The organism is Microvirga sp. GN3 (genome assembly GCF_055792825.1).
Genome location: NZ_JBVVAK010000007.1, coordinates 102,853 through 122,468 on the forward strand (window position 1 = coordinate 102,853; position 19,616 = coordinate 122,468).

General features: G+C 64.4%; 15 protein-coding genes. 1 reads left to right on the forward strand and 14 read right to left on the reverse strand.

Going from position 1 to position 19,616, the window contains the following annotated elements; genetic code table 11:
- Positions 1-10: 10 nt before the first annotated feature.
- The 5 genes from ACS5Q1_RS05930 to ACS5Q1_RS05950 all read right to left on the reverse strand — a co-directional run bounded on the left by ACS5Q1_RS05930 (position 11) and on the right by ACS5Q1_RS05950 (position 6,053).
- A complete protein-coding gene (locus ACS5Q1_RS05930) occupies positions 11-883 on the reverse strand; it encodes a F0F1 ATP synthase subunit gamma (protein WP_473097308.1) in 873 nt (290 codons plus the stop codon).
- A gap of 70 nt (positions 884-953) precedes the next feature.
- On the reverse strand, positions 954-2,483 hold the full coding sequence (atpA, locus tag ACS5Q1_RS05935) for a F0F1 ATP synthase subunit alpha (protein ID WP_203442074.1): 1,530 nt from the start codon (positions 2,481-2,483) through the stop codon (positions 954-956).
- On the reverse strand, positions 2,483-3,055 hold the full coding sequence (locus ACS5Q1_RS05940) for a F0F1 ATP synthase subunit delta (RefSeq protein ID WP_473097309.1): 573 nt from the start codon (positions 3,053-3,055) through the stop codon (positions 2,483-2,485). The genes atpA and ACS5Q1_RS05940 overlap by 1 nt, the downstream gene beginning before the upstream one ends.
- A 242-nt stretch (positions 3,056-3,297) precedes the next feature.
- The gene (locus tag ACS5Q1_RS05945) at positions 3,298-3,858 is read right to left on the reverse strand and encodes a histidine phosphatase family protein (protein ID WP_473097310.1); all 561 of its coding nucleotides are present in this window, start codon (positions 3,856-3,858) and stop codon (positions 3,298-3,300) included.
- A 32-nt stretch (positions 3,859-3,890) separates the two neighbouring features.
- Entirely contained in the window at positions 3,891-6,053 is a 2,163-nt protein-coding gene (locus ACS5Q1_RS05950) for a primosomal protein N' (protein ID WP_473097311.1), read from the reverse strand.
- A gap of 56 nt (positions 6,054-6,109) precedes the next feature.
- On the opposite strand from ACS5Q1_RS05950, the gene ACS5Q1_RS05955 reads away from it, so the two are divergent.
- Entirely contained in the window at positions 6,110-7,096 is a 987-nt protein-coding gene (locus ACS5Q1_RS05955) for a tyrosine recombinase XerC (protein ID WP_473097312.1), read from the forward strand.
- Positions 7,097-7,898: 802 nt separating this feature from the next.
- Here ACS5Q1_RS05955 and ACS5Q1_RS05960 read toward each other — a convergent pair.
- The 9 genes from ACS5Q1_RS05960 to zapE form a co-directional block, all read right to left on the reverse strand.
- Positions 7,899-8,522 (reverse strand): thymidine kinase, encoded by a 624-nt coding sequence (locus tag ACS5Q1_RS05960; protein ID WP_203442069.1) that lies wholly within the window; start codon positions 8,520-8,522, stop codon positions 7,899-7,901.
- Positions 8,523-8,531: 9 nt separating this feature from the next.
- A complete protein-coding gene (gene lpdA, locus ACS5Q1_RS05965; protein WP_473097313.1) occupies positions 8,532-9,932 on the reverse strand; it encodes a dihydrolipoyl dehydrogenase in 1,401 nt (466 codons plus the stop codon).
- Positions 9,933-10,053: 121 nt separating this feature from the next.
- Positions 10,054-11,280, reverse strand: a complete 1,227-nt coding sequence (gene odhB / locus ACS5Q1_RS05970) for a 2-oxoglutarate dehydrogenase complex dihydrolipoyllysine-residue succinyltransferase (protein WP_473097314.1) — start codon at positions 11,278-11,280, stop codon at positions 10,054-10,056.
- Positions 11,281-11,346: 66 nt separating this feature from the next.
- The gene (locus ACS5Q1_RS05975; RefSeq protein ID WP_473097315.1) at positions 11,347-14,307 is read right to left on the reverse strand and encodes a 2-oxoglutarate dehydrogenase E1 component; all 2,961 of its coding nucleotides are present in this window, start codon (positions 14,305-14,307) and stop codon (positions 11,347-11,349) included.
- Between the two features lie 58 nt (positions 14,308-14,365).
- The gene (gene sucD / locus ACS5Q1_RS05980) at positions 14,366-15,253 is read right to left on the reverse strand and encodes a succinate--CoA ligase subunit alpha (protein ID WP_203442065.1); all 888 of its coding nucleotides are present in this window, start codon (positions 15,251-15,253) and stop codon (positions 14,366-14,368) included.
- 12 nt (positions 15,254-15,265) lie between these two features.
- Complete coding sequence (gene sucC / locus ACS5Q1_RS05985) at positions 15,266-16,465, reverse strand: ADP-forming succinate--CoA ligase subunit beta (RefSeq protein WP_473097316.1); 1,200 nt, start codon at positions 16,463-16,465, stop codon at positions 15,266-15,268.
- Between the two features lie 68 nt (positions 16,466-16,533).
- The gene (gene mdh, locus ACS5Q1_RS05990; protein WP_473097317.1) at positions 16,534-17,496 is read right to left on the reverse strand and encodes a malate dehydrogenase; all 963 of its coding nucleotides are present in this window, start codon (positions 17,494-17,496) and stop codon (positions 16,534-16,536) included.
- Positions 17,497-17,721: 225 nt separating this feature from the next.
- Positions 17,722-18,351 (reverse strand): TetR/AcrR family transcriptional regulator, encoded by a 630-nt coding sequence (locus ACS5Q1_RS05995; protein ID WP_203442062.1) that lies wholly within the window; start codon positions 18,349-18,351, stop codon positions 17,722-17,724.
- The gene (gene zapE / locus ACS5Q1_RS06000) at positions 18,348-19,541 is read right to left on the reverse strand and encodes a cell division protein ZapE (protein WP_473097318.1); all 1,194 of its coding nucleotides are present in this window, start codon (positions 19,539-19,541) and stop codon (positions 18,348-18,350) included. Before zapE ends, ACS5Q1_RS05995 begins: the two co-directional genes overlap by 4 nt.
- Between the last annotated feature and the right edge of the window lie 75 nt (positions 19,542-19,616).

A 19,616-nucleotide genomic window follows, 5' to 3' on the forward strand; every position in this document is an offset into this window, starting at 1 on the left:
CTCGGATTCGTCAGAGCGCCTCGGCGCCCGAAATGATTTCGATCAGTTCCTTGGTGATCATCGCCTGACGCGACCGGTTATAGGTCATCGTCTGCTTCTTGATCATCTCGCCCGCGTTGCGGGTCGCATTGTCCATGGCGCTCATGCGGGCGCCCTGTTCGGAGGCTGCATTCTCGAGCAGCGCCCGGAAGATCTGCACGGTGAGGTTCCGCGGCAGGAGCGTCGCGAGGATCTCGCCTTCCTCGGGCTCGTACTCATAGACCGCGTCGGGGGCGCCGGCGCTGGCCTCGATCTGGGCCGGGATGACCTGCTGCGCCGTCGGGATCTGGGCAATCACCGAGCGGAAGCGCGAGTAGAACAACGTCGCCACGTCGAACTCGCCCGCCTCGAATCGAGCGAGGATCTTCTGAGCGATCATGTCGCCCTGCTCGAATCCGAGCTGACGCACGGAGCGCAGGTCGATGAGCTCGATGATCTGCTCGGCGAACTGGCGGCGCAGGATGTCGTAGCCCTTCTTGCCGACGCAGATGATCTTGATGGTCTTGCCCTCGGCCAGGAGCCGGGTGGCATGTTCGCGGGCAAGACGCGCGATCGACGAGTTGAACGCCCCGCACAGGCCGCGCTCCGCGGTGCAGACGACCAGCAGGTGAACGCGGTCGGAACCGGTGCCGGCCAGAAGGCGCGGCGTGTCGGGCCCGACGGTGATGCCGGACGCGAGGTTGCCGAGCACCACGGCCATGCGCTCCGCGTAAGGGCGCGCGGCTTCCGCCGCGGACTGCGCGCGGCGCAGCTTCGCGGCGGCCACCATCTGCATGGCCTTGGTGATCTTCTGCGTCGCCTTAACCGAGGCGATGCGGTTACGAAGGTCTTTTAAGCTCGGCATCGAGCGTCCCTACCCTCTCCGGAAAACCGGCTGGATCTTACGAAAACGCAAGTCTTTACGAGAAAGACCTTTACGAGAAAGACTTGGCGTAGTTCTGGACGACGTCCTTGAGCTTCGCTTCCGAGTCGCTCGACAGGTCCTTCGAAGCGCGGATGGCATCGAGGAGATCGGCGTGCTTGCCGCGCAGGACCGACAGCAGACCGTCCTCGAAGGCGCGCACCCGGTTGAGGGCCAGACTGTCGAGGTAGCCGTTCACGCCGGCATAGATCACGGCGACCTGCTCTTCCATCTTCAGCGGCGAGAATTGCGGCTGCTTCAGGAGCTCGGTCAGGCGCGAGCCACGGTTCAGCAGGCGCTGCGTCGTGGCATCGAGGTCGGAGCCGAACTGAGCGAAGGCCGCCATCTCGCGGTACTGCGCCAGCTCGCCCTTGATCTTGCCTGCGACCTTCTTCATCGCCTTCGTCTGGGCCGAGGAGCCCACACGCGACACCGAGAGGCCGACGTTCACCGCCGGGCGGATGCCCTGGTAGAAGAGGTCCGTCTCGAGGAAGATCTGGCCGTCGGTGATCGAGATCACGTTGGTCGGGATGTAGGCCGACACGTCGTTGGCCTGCGTCTCGATGACCGGCAGAGCGGTGAGCGAACCCGAACCGTTCTCCTCGTTGAGCTTCGCAGCGCGCTCGAGCAGGCGGGAGTGCAGGTAGAACACGTCGCCCGGATAAGCCTCGCGGCCCGGCGGGCGGCGGAGCAGGAGCGACATCTGACGGTAGGCGACGGCCTGCTTGGACAGATCGTCATAGGTGATCACGGCATGCATGCCGTTGTCGCGGAAGTACTCGCCCATGGCGCAGCCGGCGAAGGGTGCCAGGAACTGCATCGGGGCCGGATCGGACGCGGTGGCCGCGACGATGATGGAATATTCCAGCGCGCCGTTCTCTTCGAGAACCTTCACGAACTGAGCCACCGTGGAGCGCTTCTGGCCGATGGCGACATAGACGCAATAGAGCTTCTGGCTCTCGTCGTCGCCCTGGTTCAGCGGCTTCTGGTTGAGGATCGTGTCGAGAGCGATCGCGGTCTTGCCGGTCTGGCGGTCACCGATGATCAGCTCGCGCTGGCCGCGGCCGACCGGGATCAGGGCGTCGATCGACTTGAGGCCCGTCGCCATCGGCTCGTGCACCGACTTGCGCGGAATGATGCCGGGGGCCTTCACGTCGACGCGGCGGCGCTCGGTGGCCTGGATCGGACCCTTGCCGTCGATGGGGTTGCCGAGCGCGTCGACGACGCGGCCGAGCAGGCCCTTGCCGACCGGCACGTCCACGATGGCGCCGGTGCGCTTCACGGTCTGGCCTTCGGCGATCTCGCGGTCGGAGCCGAACACCACGACGCCGACATTGTCGGTCTCGAGGTTGAGGGCCATGCCACGCACGCCGCTCTCGAATTCGACCATCTCACCGGCCTGAACCTTGTCGAGGCCGTAGCAACGGGCGATACCGTCACCGACGGACAGAACCTGCCCGACTTCGGTGACTTCAGCTTCGGTACCGAAGTTCTTGATCTGCTCTTTGAGGATCGCGGAGATCTCAGCGGCTCGAATGTCCATCAGCGGACCTCTTTCATCGCTAGACGAATGGAATTGAGTTTGGTGCGCACCGAGGCATCCACCATGCGGGACCCCATCTTCACGATGAGACCGCCGATGAGGCTCGGGTCGATTTTGACGTCGACGGAGACGTCAGCCTTGGCGACGTCGCGCAGCGCCGCCTTGATTTCATTGAGAACGGTGTCGGACGGCGCTTCCGCCAGAGTGACCTGCGCCTGGACGATGCCCTTGGCTTCGGAGACGAGGTTCCGGTAGGCGCGGATCATGTCGGGCAGCGCAAAGAGGCGGCGCTTGGACGCGACGAGACGGATGAAGTTGCCGGCAAGGCCGGAAATGCCCGCCTTGTCGAGGATGGCTCCAATCGCGCCCGCCTGCTCTTCAGCCGTGAAAACGGGGTTCTGGATCAGGCGCTGCAGGTCTTCGCTGCCGCGGATCAGCTGATCGAAGCGGCCGAGGTCGCTTTCAACGGCATCCACCGAATTCGCTTCCCGGGCGAGTTCGAACAGCGCCGAAGCATAGCGCAGTGCTACGCCCGACAGGAGGGGTCCTTCTTGCGAACCGCTTTGCGCCACGTAACCGTCTCTCTCGTGTCTTAACGGGCCTCGGACCGGGAATGCCTCTCGAACGAGGCCCTCGGGAAACCCGTCAGGTGTGGAAATGAGCCCGGGGCGGGAGCCTTCTCCCCCGTCAGGCGTGGGTGCACTAGCATGGGTTTTTCTGAGGCGCAAGGCGAGCTGGGCCCTGTCTGGCCGGGAAAAAACCGAGCACCCGGTTAAGGTAAAGCTCCTGAGGAGCCCCTTCGTCGAAAAACGCCCTAAAGCTCCAGGGCGGCAACTTCGCAGTTGCTCAGGAACCGCCCGACAAGCTTGCTGAAGAAGGTGCCATGCCCGACGACGGCAATCATCGTCTCCGGCCGCTCGGCGAGCCAGCCCCGAAACCGCTCGACCCTTTCCTCGAACACGTGGGCAGGCTCGTAGATGAAGCCCCGTTCGTTCACCTCGCCGTCGTTATGCCACCAGACTTCCTCCAGATGTCCGAAGTGCAGATGCGGAAAGTCCTGTGACAGCTGGGAAACGGCGCGCCCCACATCGCAGCTGCTCTCCAGATGTTCCCGGTGGAGGCATTCGACGAGGATCGGCGGCGAGGACGGATGCGTTCCGAACAGCCCCATGGTGGTCTGGATCGCCCGGGTCAGCGGGGATGTCACAATGAGCTCATAGGCGTGCTGGCGCAGCTCCGGCGCCCGCTCGGCCACCTGTCGCTGACCGAGGTCGGTCAGAGGCGCATCGAAATGCAGCGGGTCCTCGCCGTGCTCTGCGAAATGGGCGTTGAAGGTCGATTGGCCGTGGCGGATGCAATGGACGATCTTGGTCATGATGCCTGTCTTGATGCGAGGATCTTGCTTAATCACAAGAAGCTCTGCGGGTCCACGTCGATGGAGACGCGGGTGTTGCCGCGGATTTTCGGGCAGCGGGCCATCCAGGTCCTCAAGTAGGCCTGAAGGTCCACCTCGCGCTCGGTCTTGGCCAGGAGCCGGAAGCGATAGCGGCCCCGGATCAGGGCGAGCGGCGCCTCGGCGGGGCCGAGCACCGTCACGCCGGGCGGCGGTTCCGCCACGAGCGCCATGGCGCGGGCATGGGCCTCCGCCACCTCCCGCTCCTCCGCCGAAATGATAAGCGACGCGAGCCGTCCAAACGGCGGCAGCCCTGCCATCTCGCGGACGCGGGTCTCCTCCTCGTAGAACCGCTCCGCATCGCCGGAGATGAGAGCCGCGATGACCGGATGGTCCGGCTGCCAGGTCTGGACCAGAGCTCGGCCCGGCTTCTCGCCGCGCCCGGCGCGGCCCGTCACCTGCTGCAGCATCTGGAAGGTGCGCTCGGCGGCACGCGGATCGCCCGAGGTCAGGCCGATATCGGCATCGAGCACGCCCACCAGCGTCATGAGTGGGAAGTTGTGCCCCTTGGCCACGAGCTGGGTGCCGATGACGATGTCGAACTCGCCCGCCGCGATGGCAGCCAGCTCCGCCCGCAGCCGCTCCGTGCCGCCGGGAAAATCGCTGGAGAGCACGATGCAGCGCTTGTCCGGAAACAGCTCAGCAGCTTCTTCTGCGATCCGCTCGACGCCGGGGCCGCACGGCACGAGCGAATCGACGCTGCCGCACTCGATGCAGGCGTGAGGCGTGCGCTCCACATGGCCGCAATGGTGGCAGACGAGGGAGCGCCGGAACCGGTGCTCCACGAGCCAGGAGGAGCAATTCGGGCATTCGTAACGATGGGCGCAGGCCCGGCAGAGGGTTAAGGGCGCATAGCCGCGCCGGTTGAGGAAGAGCAGCGCCTGCTCGCCTCGTCCGACGGTCTGCTCTACGGCCGTCACCAGGGTCGGCGAGAGCCAGCGCCCCTTGGGGATCTGCTCCTTGCGCAGGTCCACGGCCCCGATCTGCGGCATCGAGCGCCCGCCGAATCGTTCGGGGAGCTTCACATGGCGGTAGCGCCCGCGCTCCACATTGACCCGGCTCTCGATGGAGGGCGTCGCGGAGGCCAGCACCACTGGGGCATTCTCGATCTTGCCCCGCACCACCGCCATGTCGCGGGCGTGGTAATGAACCCCGTCATCCTGCTTGTAGGCGGTCTCGTGTTCCTCATCGACGACGATGAGGCCGAGATCGGCGTAAGGCAGGAACAGGGCCGAGCGGGCGCCCGCCACCACCTTCACCTCGTTCGCCGCGATGGCCGTGTAGAGCCGCTCGCGCTTGCGTCCCGTGACGCCGGAATGCCAAGTGGCCGGCTTGACGCCGAAGCGGGCGGCGAACCGGTCGAGAAATTGGGCCGTCAGCGCAATCTCTGGCATGAGGATCAGGGCCTGCCGGCCTGTCCGCACGGCCTCGGCCACCGCCTCGAAATAGACCTCGGTCTTGCCGGAGCCCGTCACGCCTTCGAGCAGGATGACCGGGGGATGCTCCTCGCTCATGGCGGCGACGAGCTTTTCTGCCGCATCACCCTGGCCGTCGGAGAGCGCCGTGTGGTTAAAGGCCGGATCGGGCATCTCGGCGACGGGCTCGGCCAGAAGCGCCACCGTCTCGAGGGTGCCCTCGTCGATCAGGCCGTCGACCACGCCGGCGCTGACCCCCGCCGCATGCGCCAGCTCGCTCTTCAGCCGCACGATTCCGTCCTGCGCGATCTCGATCACCTTTTCCCGCGCGGGCGTCATGCGCTTCGGCAAGGCACCTGCCAGCTTCACGCCGACCCGCGCGACCTCCTGCCGGTCCGGATCCGGGATCTTCAAGCCCATGGCGAGGGCCGAACCCTTGGGCGCCAGGGTGTACCAGGCGATCCAGTCCAGGAACTTGCGCATGTTGGGCGAGAGGTTCGGCGCCTCGATGACGCCCGTCACCTTCTTCAGATTGCCGCCCTGCCCTTCGCGCAATGACCAGACGACGCCGGCCACCTCGCGATTGGCGAGCGGCACCTGCACGACATCGCCCTCCTCAAGGGCAAGGCCATCCGGCACGGCATAGGAATAGGCCGTGTCCAGCGCCAGCGGGATGAGGACATCGGCGATGCGGCTTGTCATTTGATAAGGAGTTAACCTGTGACTGTTATGGTTCTGCCCTTGCATAAATGGGACTCATGTCAAGCAGCGCCACGCAAAATGCCCTCGATCTCGTCCTTCCCGGCGCGGATGACACCCGCCGCGAGGCGATGGCGTGGCTCGCCTCCCTCGCCAAGGAGCGACGGCTCTCGGCGAAGACCGTCGAGGCCTATGCCCGGGACCTGCGCCAGTTCCTGACCTTTCTGACGAACCATCTCGGCGAGCCGCCCGGCGTGAAGGGAATCCTCGGCCTGAAGCCGATGGACATTCGCGCCTTCCTGGCAGCCCGGCGCATGGATTCGGTGGGAAGCCGTTCCCTCATGCGTCAGCTCGCGGCCCTGCGCTCCTTCGCCCGTCATCTGGAGCGTGAGGGATTTGGTACGGCCTCGGCCTTTGCGGCGATTCGCACGCCGAAGGTCGACAAAAACCTGCCGCGCCCCCTTTCCGCCTCCTCGGCCGTCGCCGTGACGGATGCGGAAACGCGGGCGGGAGAGAGCCGCAAGCCCTGGATCCTGGCCCGGGACGCCGCCGTGCTGTCGCTCCTCTACGGCGCCGGCCTGCGCATTTCCGAGGCGCTCGGCTTAGCACGGCGCGATGCGCCCGTGAACGGGATCGACACGATCACCGTGACGGGCAAGGGCGGCAAGATGCGCAGCGTGCCGGTAATCCCGCCGATCCAGCGCGCGGTGGAGGAGTATCTGCAGCTCTGCCCCTATGCGATGCCACCGGAAGGCCCGCTCTTCGTCGGCGCCCGCGGCGGCCAGCTCTCGCCCCGCATCATCCAGCTTGCCGTCGAGGAATTGCGCGGCGCCCTGGGGCTTCCCGGCAGCGCCACGCCTCACGCACTGCGCCATTCCTTCGCCACGCATCTGCTGGCCAAGGGCGGCGATCTGCGCGGCATCCAGGAATTGCTGGGCCACGCCTCGCTCTCGACCACGCAGCTCTACACGAAGGTGGATGCGGCAAGGCTGATGGATGCGTTCAACGCGGCGCACCCGCGGGCGAGGGTGAAATCGGAAGCCTGAAGGCGTCATTCTGGACGGCGTAGACGATCCGGGATCGCTTAGAGAATGCGGCGCCTGAACCTCAACACTGTCATCCCCGCGAAGGCGGGGATCCATAACCACTGACGATGCCGAACTGGTCATAGGTCGTGGTTATGGATCCCGGGCTCTGCTGCGCAGCCCCGGGATGACGGATGTGCTTGCATGTCAAAGAGCCAGCACTGTGTGGCCCAGGGCTTGGGAGCCCTGAGTTGAATGGTAATCGAGGGTGGCGCGACAGGCAGCCCGGCTCGATGTCTGTGATGAATGAGAAGAGCCGAACTGTCTCTTCGCGTCCGGTTTGTTTCGGCGGACAGGAGAGGCAGGCTCAGTCAACCGCCTCAGGCGTGATCCGTCTGCGCGACGGGGGCCTGCGACCGATCCCGACTACCCGCCCAGCATCCTGGGCCACTCGCCTGATCCGCTTGCGAGGCGGACCAGCGAGACCGGGTCGTCTTCCACACTGCGACGCCTCGCGAGCGCGCCCCTCGAAGAAGAGACCCTGATGATATAGCCGGGCTTAGGAGAATTGTCAAGAACAAAAACAGAACATATCTTCGGTCCCCACCTCATCGCGTCATGGCCGAGACAAGCCCGGGGATGACGTGGAGGGTGTCGTTTCCGGAGGGACGCGTCGGCAGCGAGGAAGGGAACATATCCTCCGCACCTGATCGTGGATCCCCTTCCCGGCCTGCGGCCGCCGGGGATGACAGCGGCAGCGTCAAGTCCGGGGATGGCCATGATTGAGATGTCGGGCAGGAGCGCCGGCGGATGGAGACAGAGCCTACTCAGCCGCCACCGGCTGAGCCAGCAATTGCCGCGCCGCCGGCCCGATATCGCCCGCCGTCCAATGGGGCCGGCAGACGGAGACGTAGCGGCCCTCGCCGCCGATCTCGACCACCTCGCCGGAACGCACGGCTTCGCCGTTGCGGTCGTATTTCAGGATCATTGTCGCCTTGCGACCGCAATGGCAGAGCTGCTTGATCTCCTGAAAATCCTGGGCCAGCGCCATCATGGCGATGATGGCATCGCTGAACAGCGTGCCATAGACGTTGTTCTTCAGCCCATAGGCCATGACCGGGACGTTCAGCTCGTCGACGATCCAGGCGAGCTGGCGGACCTGGTCCGCCGTCATGAACTGGACTTCGTCGATCAGAACCACCGTGACCGGCTTTTTCGCGTGCTCGGCGGAGACGAGGGCGCCGATGTCGTCGCTCTTCCTCAACGGGATCGCATCGGCCTCGAGGCCGATGCGGGATTTCACCTTGCCGACGCCGAAGCGGTCGTCGATCAGGCTCGTGAACAGCAGCACGTTGCCGCCGTTCTCGATGTAATTGTAGCGAACCTGCAGGAGATGGGTCGTCTTGCCTGCATTCATCACCGAATAGATGAAGTGAAGCTTTGCCATGAATCCATATTACATATGGATGGCACGCTTCTCTACCGCGAGCGCTGCTTCCTTCACAGCTTCCGCAAGCGTCGGATGCGCGTGGCAGGTGCGGGCCATGTCCTCGGAGGATCCGCCGAACTCCATGGTGATCGCCGCCTCGTGAATGAGGTTTCCGGCTTCCGGGCCGATGATGTGGACGCCGAGCACCTTGTCGGTGGTGGCATCGGCCAGGATCTTTACGAAGCCGTCCGTGGTGCGGTTGACCTTGGCGCGGCCGTTGGCCGTGAAGGGGAACTTGCCGACATTGTAGGCGATGCCCGCATCCTTCAATTCCTCCTCGGTTTTGCCGATGGAGGCGACCTCGGGGAACGTGTAGACCACGCTCGGGATCACGTCGTAGTTCACGTGGCCTGCCTTGCCGGCGATGATTTCCGCCACAGCAACACCTTCGTCCTCGGCCTTGTGGGCGAGCATGGGGCCGGCGATCACGTCGCCGATGGCGTAGATGCCGGTGACGTTGGTGGAGAAATGCGCATCCGTCTGAATGCGGCCGCGATTGTCGAGCTGGACGCCCGCATGGTCGAGGCCAAGGCCCTGCGTGTAGGGAACACGGCCGATGGCGACGAGCACCACATCGGCCTCGATGGTCTCAGGCGTGCCGCCGGCGGCGGGCTCGAAGGTGAGCGTCGCGCCGTTGGCCGTCTTCTCGACCTTGGTGACCTTGGAGCCGAGCTTGAACTGGAAGCCCTGCTTCGAGAGGATGCGCTGGAAGTTCTTGGCGACCTCGCCATCCATGCCGGGCAGGATGCGGTCGAGATATTCCACCACCGTCACTTCGGATCCGAGGCGGCGCCACACGGAGCCGAGCTCCAGGCCGATCACGCCGGCACCGATAACCACGAGGCGCTTCGGCACGCTCTCGAGTTCGAGCGCGCCGGTCGAGGAGACGACGACCTTCTCGTCGATCTCGACACCCGGCAGGCGCGTCACATCCGAACCCGTGGCGATGATGATGTTCTTCGTCTCGAGCATCTGGTTCGAGCCGTCCTCGGCGGTCACCTCGACCTGACCGACGGCGGCGATGCGCGCGGTGCCGATGAAGGCATCGATCTTGTTCTTCTTGAGCAGGAATTCGACGCCCTTGGTGTTGCCGTCGACGCCTTCCTGCTTGAAGGACTGCATCGTCTTGAGATCGAGCGTCGGCGCGGAAACGCCGATGCCGAGACCGGCGAAGTGATCGCGCGCATCCTCGAACATGTGCGAGGCGTGCAGCAGCGCCTTCGAGGGGATGCAGCCCACGTTGAGGCAGGTGCCGCCATGGGTCTTGCGCTTCTCGACGACGGCGGTCTTCAGGCCGAGCTGCGCGGCCCGGATGGCGGCCACGTAGCCGCCCGGGCCGGTGCCGATGACGATGACATCGTAGGACATGGGAATCATCCCTTTTTACGTCATGGCCGGGCTTGTCCCGGCCATCCACGTCTTGAAATGGCCGCCCGGTTCAGAAGGCGTGGATGCCCGGCACAAGGCCGGGCATGACGAGGTGTTTTGATTACAGATCGAGAACGAGGCGGGCCGGATCTTCCAGCGCCTCCTTGACCCGCACCAGGAAGGTCACGGCTTCCTTGCCGTCGACGATGCGGTGATCGTAGGAAAGTGCGAGATACATCATCGGACGCACGACGATCTGGCCGTTGCGGACGACCGGGCGCTCCTCGATGCGGTGCATGCCGAGGATGCCGGATTGCGGCGCGTTGAGAATCGGCGTGGACAGGAGCGAGCCGTAGATGCCGCCATTGGTGATGGTGAAGGTGCCGCCCTGCATCTCGTCGATGGAGAGCTTGCCGTCGCGGGCGCGGCGGCCGAAATCGGCGATCTTCTTCTCGATGCCGGCGACCGAGAGATCGTCCGCGTCGCGCACCACCGGAACCACGAGGCCCTTATCGGTGCCGACCGCGATGCCGATATGGTAGTAGTTCTTGAAGACGAGATCCTGACCGTCGATCTCGGCGTTGACGGCCGGAACGTCCTTGAGGGCCTGGATCACCGCCTTGGTGAAGAAGCCCATGAAACCGAGCTTGGTGCCGTGCTTCTTCTCGAACACGTCCTTGTACTGGCTGCGCAGGTTCATCACCGCGCTCATGTCCACGTCGTTGAACGTGGTGAGCATCGCGGCACTGTTCTGCGCATCCTTCAGACGACGCGCGATGGTCTGGCGCAGCTTCGTCATCTTCACGCGCTCTTCGCGCTCGGCATCGACCGGAGCGGAGGGAGCACGGACCTGGACAGGAGCGGCAGGTGCAGGCGCCGCAGCGCCGCCCGTGGCGATGGCGGCGAGGATGTCGCCCTTGGTCACGCGTCCGTCCTTACCGGAGCCGGCGACACCGGCCGGGCTCACGCCGCTCTCGGCTGCCAGACGGGCGACTGCCGGGCCATGATCCTTGGCGGCGCCGGGAGCGGCCGGTGCGGGGGCGGGAGCCAGGGCCGGAGCGGCCTTGGGGGCCTCGGCCTTCGGCGCGGGCGCGGCGGCAGCTGCAGCGCCGCCCTCGACGATGGAGCCGAGCACCGCACCGGGGCTCACCGTCTCACCGTCCTTGGCGATGATGTCGCCGAGCGTGCCGCTCGCAGGAGCGTTGACCTCGAGCGTCACCTTGTCGGTCTCGAGCTCGAGCACGGGCTCGTCGGCCTTCACGGGATCGCCGGGCTTCTTGAACCAGCGGCCGATGGTGGCCTCTGACACGGATTCGCCAAGGGTGGGTACGCGGATTTCGGTTGCCATGGTCGTCTTCGGGTCTTGCGGGGCTCTTTCGAGCCCCTTGGAATGGGGTGAGAGCCGTCGCGGTGTTTAAGCCGCGAAAGCCTCGTCGAGGAAAGCCTGCAATTGGGCCGTGTGCTTGGACATGAGGCCTGTGGCGGTAGCGGCGGAGGCGGGACGTCCCACATAGCGCGGACGATCCACCTTGGAGCCGGCCGTCTTGAGCACCCACTCGAGATAGGGCTCGACGAACATCCAGGAGCCCATGTTCTTGGGCTCTTCCTGGCACCACACCACGTCGGCCTTCTTGAAGCGGGAGAGCTCTGCAGCCACCGACTTCGCCGGGAACGGATAGAGCTGCTCGACGCGCAGCAAATAGACATCGTCGATGCCCCGCTTCTCGCGCTCTTCGAGCAGGTCGTAATAGACCTTGCCCGTGCAGATCACCACGCGCCGGATCTTGTCGTCCTTCACCAGCTTGAAGTTCTCGCGCCCGGTCTGAGCGTCGTCCTGCAGCACGCGGTGGAAATGCGTTCCTTCCGCGATGTCGGCGATGGTGGACGTGCAGCGCTTGTGGCGCAGCAGGGACTTCGGCGTCATCAGGATCAGCGGCTTGCGGAAATCGCGCTTCAGCTGACGGCGCAGGATGTGGAAGTAGTTCGACGGCGTCGAGCAGTATCCCACCTGCATGTTGTCCTCGGCGCACATCTGCAGCCAGCGCTCCAGACGGGCGGAGGAATGCTCCGGCCCCTGGCCCTCATAGCCGTGCGGCAGCAGGCAGACGAGGCCCGACATGCGCAGCCACTTGCGCTCGCCCGACGAGATGAACTGGTCGAACACCACCTGCGCGCCGTTGGCGAAATCGCCGAACTGCGCTTCCCACAGGGTCAGCGCATTGGGCTCCGAGAGGGTGTAGCCGTATTCGAAGCCGAGCACCGCCTCTTCCGAGAGCATCGAGTTGATGACCTCGTAACGGGCCTGGTTCTCGCTGATGTGGTTGAGGTTCGTGTAGCGCTCCTCGTTCTCCTGGTCGGTGAGAACCGAATGGCGCTGGGAGAAGGTGCCGCGCTCCACGTCCTGACCGGACAGGCGAACGCGGTGGCCTTCGAGCAGGAGCGAACCGAAGGCGAGCGCCTCGGCCATGGCCCAGTCGATGCCCTCGCCGGTTTCCAGCATCTTCTTGCGATTGTCGAGGAAGCGCTGGATCGTGCGATGGAGGTGGAAGCCCTCCGGAATCGTGGTGAGCGCCTTGCCGATCTGCTGGATGGTCTCGACCGAGATACCGGTCTGGCCGCGACGCGGATCGTCCTGATCCTCGCGCACCGCCTTGAGGCCCGACCAGCGTCCGTCGAGCCAGTCGGCCTTGTTGGGCTTGTAGTTGGACGCGATGTCGAACTCGGCATCGAGCTTCGAGCGCCAGCTCGACTTCATCTCCTCGACCTCGGCCTCGGTGACGACGCCCTCAGTGATGAGCTTCTTGGAGTAGAGCTCGACGATCGCCGGATGCGACCGGATCTTGCGGTACATGAGCGGCTGGGTGAAGGCCGGCTCGTCGCCCTCGTTGTGACCAAAGCGGCGGTAGCAGAACATGTCGATGACGACGGGCTTCTGGAAGCGCTGGCGATACTCCGCTGCCACCTTCGCGGCGAAGGTGACGGCTTCCGGATCGTCGCCGTTCACGTGGAAGATCGGCGCCTCGACCATCTTCGCCACATCCGACGGATAGGGCGAGGAACGGGAGAAGCGCGGATCGGTGGTGAAGCCGATCTGGTTGTTGATGATGAAGTGGATCGAGCCGCCGGTGCGGTGCCCGCGCAGGCCCGACAAGCCTAAGCACTCCGCCACAACGCCCTGGCCCGCGAAGGCCGCGTCACCATGGATCAGGAGCGGCATCACGGCTGTGCGGTTGTCCGGCGAGCAGCCGTGCTGGTCCTGCTTGGCGCGAACCTTGCCGAGCACCACCGGATCGACGATCTCGAGATGCGACGGATTCGCGGTCAGCGACAGGTGGACGTTGTTTCCGTCGAAGACGCGGTCCGAGGAAGCGCCGAGGTGATATTTCACGTCGCCCGAGCCTTCCACGTCGTCCGGCGCGAAGGAGCCGCCCTTGAATTCATGGAACAGCGCCCGGTGCGGCTTGCCCATCACCTGCGTCAGCACGTTGAGGCGGCCGCGATGGGCCATGCCGAACACGATCTCCTTCACGCCGAGATTGCCGCCGCGCTTGATGATCTGCTCGAGCGCCGGGATGAGCGACTCGCCGCCATCGAGACCGAAGCGCTTGGTGCCGGTGTAGCGGACATCCAGGAACTTCTCGAAGCCTTCCGCCTCGACGAGCTTGTTGAGGATGGCGCGCTTGCCTTCCTTGGTGAAGGAAATCTCCTTGTCCGGCCCCTCGATGCGCTCCTGGATCCAGGCCTTCTCGACCGGATCGGAGATGTGCATGAACTCGACGCCGAGTGTCTGGCAGTAGGTGCGCTCCAGGATGCCGACGATCTCGCGGACCGTGCCGAACTCGAGGCCGAGCACGTTGTCGAGGAAGATCTTGCGATCCCAGTCGGCTTCCGTGAAGCCGTAATGGGAGGGGTGCAGCTCCTGATCGTTCGGACGCGGATTGATCTCGAGCGGATCGAGCTTGGCATGCAGGTGGCCGCGCACGCGATAGGCGCGGATCAGCATGATGGCGCGAATGGAATCGCGGGTCGCCTGCTGCACGTCGATCTGGCTGATCTCGGCGCCCTTGGCTTCGGCCTTCGCCTTGATCTTGTCGCCGACAACCTTCTCGATCTGGGTCCAGTTGCCGTCGAGCGCGGAGATCAGCTCGCCATTGGCATGGATCGGCCAGTTCTGTTTTTCCCAGGACGGACCGTTGGCCGCCTTCTCGACAGCCTGCTTATCGTCCTTCAACGCGCCGAAGAAAGCCTGCCACTCGGCATCGACCGAGGCGGGATCCTTCTCATAGCGGGCCTGGAGCTCCTCGATATAGGACGCATTCGCCCCGTAGAGGAAAGCGGTGTTCAGGAGGTTTTGGTTGGCGTCTTGGCGTGCCATGGCAATCTACAATCCAAAAAGCTGGTTGGCCGCCCCGTCGTCGGGGCGGCCTGACTTGTTACTTACCCTTGAGAACCTCGACCAGGGTCTTGCCGAGGCGGGCCGGCGACGGCGACACGCGGATGCCCGCGGCCTCCATGGCGGCGATCTTGTCCTCGGCACCGCCCTTGCCGCCGGAGATGATGGCACCGGCATGGCCCATGCGGCGTCCGGGAGGAGCCGTGCGGCCGGCGATGAAGCCGACCATCGGCTTCTTGCGGCCCTTCTTGGCCTCGCGGGCGATGAACGCGGCCGCCTCTTCCTCGGCCGAGCCGCCGATCTCGCCGATCATGACGATCGACTCGGTCTTGGGATCGGAGAGGAACATGTCGAGCATCTCGATGAACTCGGTGCCCTTCACCGGGTCGCCGCCGATGCCGACCGCCGTCGTCTGGCCGAGGCCTTCGTTGGTGGTCTGGAACACGGCCTCGTAGGTAAGCGTGCCGGAGCGCGACACGATGCCGACGGAGCCGGGCTTGAAGATATTGGCCGGCATGATGCCGATCTTCGACTCGCCGGCGGTGACGATGCCCGGGCAGTTCGGGCCGACGAGGCGCGACTTGGAGCCTTCGAGGGCGCGCTTCACGCGCACCATGTCGAGCACCGGAATGCCTTCCGTGATGCAGACGATGAGCGGGATCTCGGCCTGGATCGCCTCGCAGATGGCGTCCGCCGCGCCCGGCGGCGGAACATAGACGACGGAAGCATCGGCGCCGGTTTTCTCGCGCGCTTCCATGACCGTGTCGAACACGGGCAGGTTCAGGTGCGTCGAGCCGCCTTTGCCGGGCGAGGTGCCGCCGACCATCTTGGTGCCGTAGGCGATGGCCTGCTCGGAATGGAAGGTCCCGTTCTTGCCGGTGAAGCCCTGGCAGATGACCTTGGTGTCTTTGTTGATGAGGATGGACATCAGCTCGAAACCTTACTTTCCGCCGCGCACGGCGTTCACGATCTTCTGGGCGGCGTCGTCGAGGTCGTCCGCCGGAATCACGTTAAGGCCGGATTCGCGGATGATCTGCTTGCCCTCTTCCACGTTGGTGCCTTCGAGGCGCACCACCAGCGGAACCTGCAGGCCGACCGCCTTCACGGCAGCGAGAACGCCGCGGGCGATGACGTCGCACTTCATGATGCCGCCGAAGATGTTGACCAGGATGCCCTTCACGTTCGGATCGGCGGTGATGATCTTGAACGCCGCCGTTACCTTCTCTTCCGAGGCGCCGCCGCCGACATCCAAAAAGTTCGCCGGCTCTTCGCCGTAGAGCTTGATGATGTCGAGCGTCGCCATGGCGAGGCCGGCGCCGTTGACCATGCAGCCGATGGTGCCGTCGAGGGCGATATAGGCGAGGTCGAACTTGGAGGCTTCGATTTCCTTCTCGTCCTCTTCCGTGATGTCGCGTAAGCCAACCACGTCGGAGTGACGATAGAGGGCGTTGCCGTCGAAGGAGATCTTGGCGTCGAGGCACTTGAGGTGCTGATCCTTGGTGACGATCAGCGGGTTGATCTCCAGCATCTCCATGTCCTTCGCGGTGAAGGCCGTGTAGAGCTTGGTCACCAGATCCTCGGCTTCCTTGGCGAGCGCGCCCTTCAGGCCCAGCGCCTTGGCGACCGTGCGGCCGTGATGGGGCATGATGCCGGTGGCCGGGTCGACGGAGAAGGTGAGGATCTTCTCAGGAGTGTCGTGCGCGACCTGCTCGATGTCCATGCCGCCTTCCGTCGAGACGACGAAGGCGACCTGACCCGTGGCGCGGTCGACGAGCATGGAGAGATAGAGCTCGGTGTCGATGTCGGAGCCGTCTTCGATGTAAAGACGATTGACCTGCTTGCCGGCTTCGCCCGTCTGGATCGTTACCAGGGTGTTGCCGAGCATCTGACGCGCGAATTCCTTGACCTCTTCCACCGACTTGGCGAGACGCACGCCGCCCTTCTCGCCGGCAGCGGCTTCCTTGAACTTGCCCTTGCCGCGGCCGCCCGCATGGATCTGGGACTTCACGACCCAGAGCGGACCACCGAGCTGCTTGGCAGCGGCCTCCGCCTCGTCGGCGGAGAAGATGGCGACGCCATCGGAGACGGGCAGGCCGAACTCCTTCAGAACCGCTTTGCCTTGATATTCATGGATGTTCATTCGTTTCTCTCCGCGTCAGCGGTTGAAAGGCGTGAAGGCCGGCGCGAGGCCGGCCCGAGATATGGAATTTATGCGAGAGCCGAGTTGATCTGCTTGCAGGCGTCGACGAGGCCCTGCACCGAAGCGACGGACTTCTCGAACATGGCCTTCTCGTCAGCGGAGAATTCGACTTCGACGATGCGCTCGACGCCGTTCTCGCCGATCACGATCGGAACGCCGACGAACATGTCCTTCACGCCGTACTGGCCGTTCAGGTAAGCCGCGCACGGCAGGACGCGCTTCTTGTCCTTGAGGTAGCTCTCGGCCATTGCAATCGCCGAAGCGGCGGGAGCGTAGAAGGCGGAGCCGGTCTTGAGCAGGTTGACGATCTCGCCGCCACCCTTGCGGGTGCGCTCGACCATGGCGTCGAGCTTCTCCTGGGAGGTCCAGCCCATCTTCACGAGGTCAGGCAGCGGAACGCCGGCAACCGTGGAGTAGCGCACCAGCGGCACCATGTCGTCGCCATGGCCGCCGAGCACGAAGGCGGTCACGTCCTCGACCGACACGTTGAACTCTTCGGCTAGGAAGTGACGGAAGCGGGCCGAGTCGAGCACGCCGGCCATGCCGACGATCTTCTCAGGCTTCACGCCCGAGAACTTCTGCAGCGCCCACACCATGGCGTCGAGCGGGTTGGTGATGCAGATGACGAAGGCGTTCGGGGCATATTGCTTAATGCCGTTGCCGACCGCTTCCATGACCTTGAGGTTGATGCCGATGAGGTCGTCGCGGCTCATGCCGGGCTTGCGCGGCACGCCGGCGGTGACGATGATCACGTCGGCGCCTTCGATGGCGGCGTAGTCATTCGCGCCCTTGTACTTGGCATCGAACCCGTCGACCGGCGCGGATTCGGCGATATCGAGACCTTTGCCCTGGGGAATACCTTCCGCGATGTCGAAGAGAACGACGTCGCCGAGTTCCTTCAAGCCGACGAGATGGGCGAGCGTTCCGCCGATCTGGCCTGCACCGATGAGCGCGATCTTTTTCCGGGCCATGGTCTGTCCTTGGGTTTTTTGGCAGGAGCCTTTTTGAGGTGGCGCTGTTTGCCATGAGAGATGGGCCGCCATCAAGCGACCAAAAGGTTAACGGGCAACGCTTTGAGCCTTCGGAAAAGTCGCAACAAGCTTAACCGTTCAAAAATACTTTGTTATTACAGCAGCTTGATCGCTTCGAAGCCGCTCTAATTTTCTTGTTACATTTTTTGAAATTTGTAACTAACGTTACACGCTACCGTTCGCCAGGGCCCGCAAGACGACCCGGATCATGGTGGCGAGACGCTGGTCGAGGATGTCCTGAGGGACATCTGCATCCAGGCGAACCGTCAACGGATTGATGAAGCGATAGACGGAATCCGTAATGAAGGCATGGGCCTTCTCCCGATCCCGGGGGTCGAACTTGCTGGTCGTGATCCCCTCGTCCAGAACCCGCTCGATCAGCAGGCGCATCCGGGCCCGGTGCTTGCGGATGAGAGGACGCGCCGTCTCGGTGGCCGTGCAATAGACGTCGAAGAGATGCCGGTCTTCCTTCAGGAGATCCCGGTGGAGGCGGGCCCAAGCCTGGATCAGGCGCTCCAGCTTGTCGTCGGCAGGATCGGGGGAATCCGCAACGTCGGCGATGGCGGCCTCCATCTCCCGCAGCCATTGCCCTGCCACCGCATCGATGAGAGCCGCCTTGTTGGCAAAGTAGCGATAGACATTGGCATGGGTCATGCCGGCGGCATCGGCAATGCCGACGACCGTGATGTGCTTGGGCCCGAATTCCTTGAGCTGGTCGGCGGCAATGGCGAGAAGCCGGGTGTCGGCCGGAGCGGCCTCCGCAGCCCGCAACGATGCGCCAGCCGGCCGCTTCATGTCTCGGCAAGTCCCGTCGTGTCGCCGGAAGCTTCCGAATCCGAGCGCCCATGCGGCAGGGACAGGTATTCCTCCGACCGCATCTCGATGAGACGGGAGACGGTGCGGTCGAACTCGAAGGCCTCGCGCCCGGAATCCGCATGATAGAGCTCATGCACCTCGGCCTCGGCGGAGGCCAGGAGCTTTACGTGAGCGTCGTAGAGAGCATCGATGAGCAGAATGAAGCGCTTCGCCTCGTTGCGCCGCTCGAAGGACATTTTGGGGATGTTTTCGAGGACGACCGTGTGAAACTCCTCGGCGACGGTGAGGTAATCGGCGGCGCCCAAGGGCTTTGAGCAGAGATCCGAGAAGGAAAAACGCGCCACGCCGCCTGCCGCCTGCGGCACTTCGACGGGATGTCCCTTGACGGTCAGGGTCAGCGGCTTGCCCTGCTCGCGACCGGTCAGGCTCTTGAAAGCGCGGGTCAGGCAAAGATGGGCGTGGTTGTCTGCGGGTGTGTAGAAGACGGGACTTCCGGCGAGCTTCTCAAGCCGGAAATCCGTGCGGGATTCGAGCTTCACCACCGCCATCCGCTCCTGCAGCAACCCGATGAAGGGCAGGAAGAGCGAGCGGTTGAGGCCGCCCTCGTAGAGCCGGTCGGGCTCTACGTTCGAAGTGGCAACCACCACGACTCCGCGGGCGAAAAGCGCCGTGAACAGGCGCCCGAGGATCATGGCGTCTGCGATGTCGGTAACGGTGAACTCGTCGAAGCAGAGCACCCAGGCCTCGTCGGCCAGCGCCTCCGCCACGGGACCGATGGGATCGTCACCGGTGACCTGACCGGTCTTCAATTTCTGGCGATAGGCATGGATGCGCTCGTGCACATCGGCCATGAAGGCATGGAAATGGACCCGGCGCTTTCGCCTCACGGTCAGCGCCTCGAAGAACAGGTCCATCAGCATGGTCTTGCCGCGCCCGACCGAACCCCAGACGTAAAGGCCCTTCGGCGTCTCCGCGCTCTTCTTGCCGAAGAGCCAGCCGAGCGCGCTGGGCTTGCGGGCGAGACGATGATTGGCGAGGCTCTCGGCCAGCGCCTCGAGCCGCCTGAGCAGCGCCACCTGCGCCGGATCGCGCTCGATGGCACCCGAGGCGACGAGGGCGCTGTAGCGGGCAGTGATGGAATGAGGCGAGGAGAAGGAGGTGTCGTTCACGGGATGATCGATACCTCTCCCTGCCTTGGAGCGCAAACGCCTTCAAGTCTGAATTTTGCCGGAAGCCGGCCCGTT

Excerpts from the sequence above, each read along its gene's own strand:
- ACS5Q1_RS05930 (WP_473097308.1), bottom strand. The coding sequence starts at position 883 with ATGCCGAGCTTAAAAGACCTTCGTAACCGCATCGCCTCGGTTAAGGCG.
- atpA (WP_203442074.1), bottom strand. The coding sequence starts at position 2,483 with ATGGACATTCGAGCCGCTGAGATCTCCGCGATCCTCAAAGAGCAGATC.
- ACS5Q1_RS05945 (WP_473097310.1), bottom strand. The coding sequence starts at position 3,858 with ATGACCAAGATCGTCCATTGCATCCGCCACGGCCAATCGACCTTCAAC.
- ACS5Q1_RS05950 (WP_473097311.1), bottom strand. The coding sequence starts at position 6,053 with ATGACAAGCCGCATCGCCGATGTCCTCATCCCGCTGGCGCTGGACACG.
- ACS5Q1_RS05955 (WP_473097312.1), top strand. The coding sequence starts at position 6,110 with ATGTCAAGCAGCGCCACGCAAAATGCCCTCGATCTCGTCCTTCCCGGC.
- ACS5Q1_RS05960 (WP_203442069.1), bottom strand. The coding sequence starts at position 8,522 with ATGGCAAAGCTTCACTTCATCTATTCGGTGATGAATGCAGGCAAGACG.
- lpdA (WP_473097313.1), bottom strand. The coding sequence starts at position 9,932 with ATGTCCTACGATGTCATCGTCATCGGCACCGGCCCGGGCGGCTACGTG.
- odhB (WP_473097314.1), bottom strand. The coding sequence starts at position 11,280 with ATGGCAACCGAAATCCGCGTACCCACCCTTGGCGAATCCGTGTCAGAG.
- ACS5Q1_RS05975 (WP_473097315.1), bottom strand. The coding sequence starts at position 14,307 with ATGGCACGCCAAGACGCCAACCAAAACCTCCTGAACACCGCTTTCCTC.
- sucD (WP_203442065.1), bottom strand. The coding sequence starts at position 15,253 with ATGTCCATCCTCATCAACAAAGACACCAAGGTCATCTGCCAGGGCTTC.
- sucC (WP_473097316.1), bottom strand. The coding sequence starts at position 16,465 with ATGAACATCCATGAATATCAAGGCAAAGCGGTTCTGAAGGAGTTCGGC.
- mdh (WP_473097317.1), bottom strand. The coding sequence starts at position 17,496 with ATGGCCCGGAAAAAGATCGCGCTCATCGGTGCAGGCCAGATCGGCGGA.
- ACS5Q1_RS05995 (WP_203442062.1), bottom strand. The coding sequence starts at position 18,351 with ATGAAGCGGCCGGCTGGCGCATCGTTGCGGGCTGCGGAGGCCGCTCCG.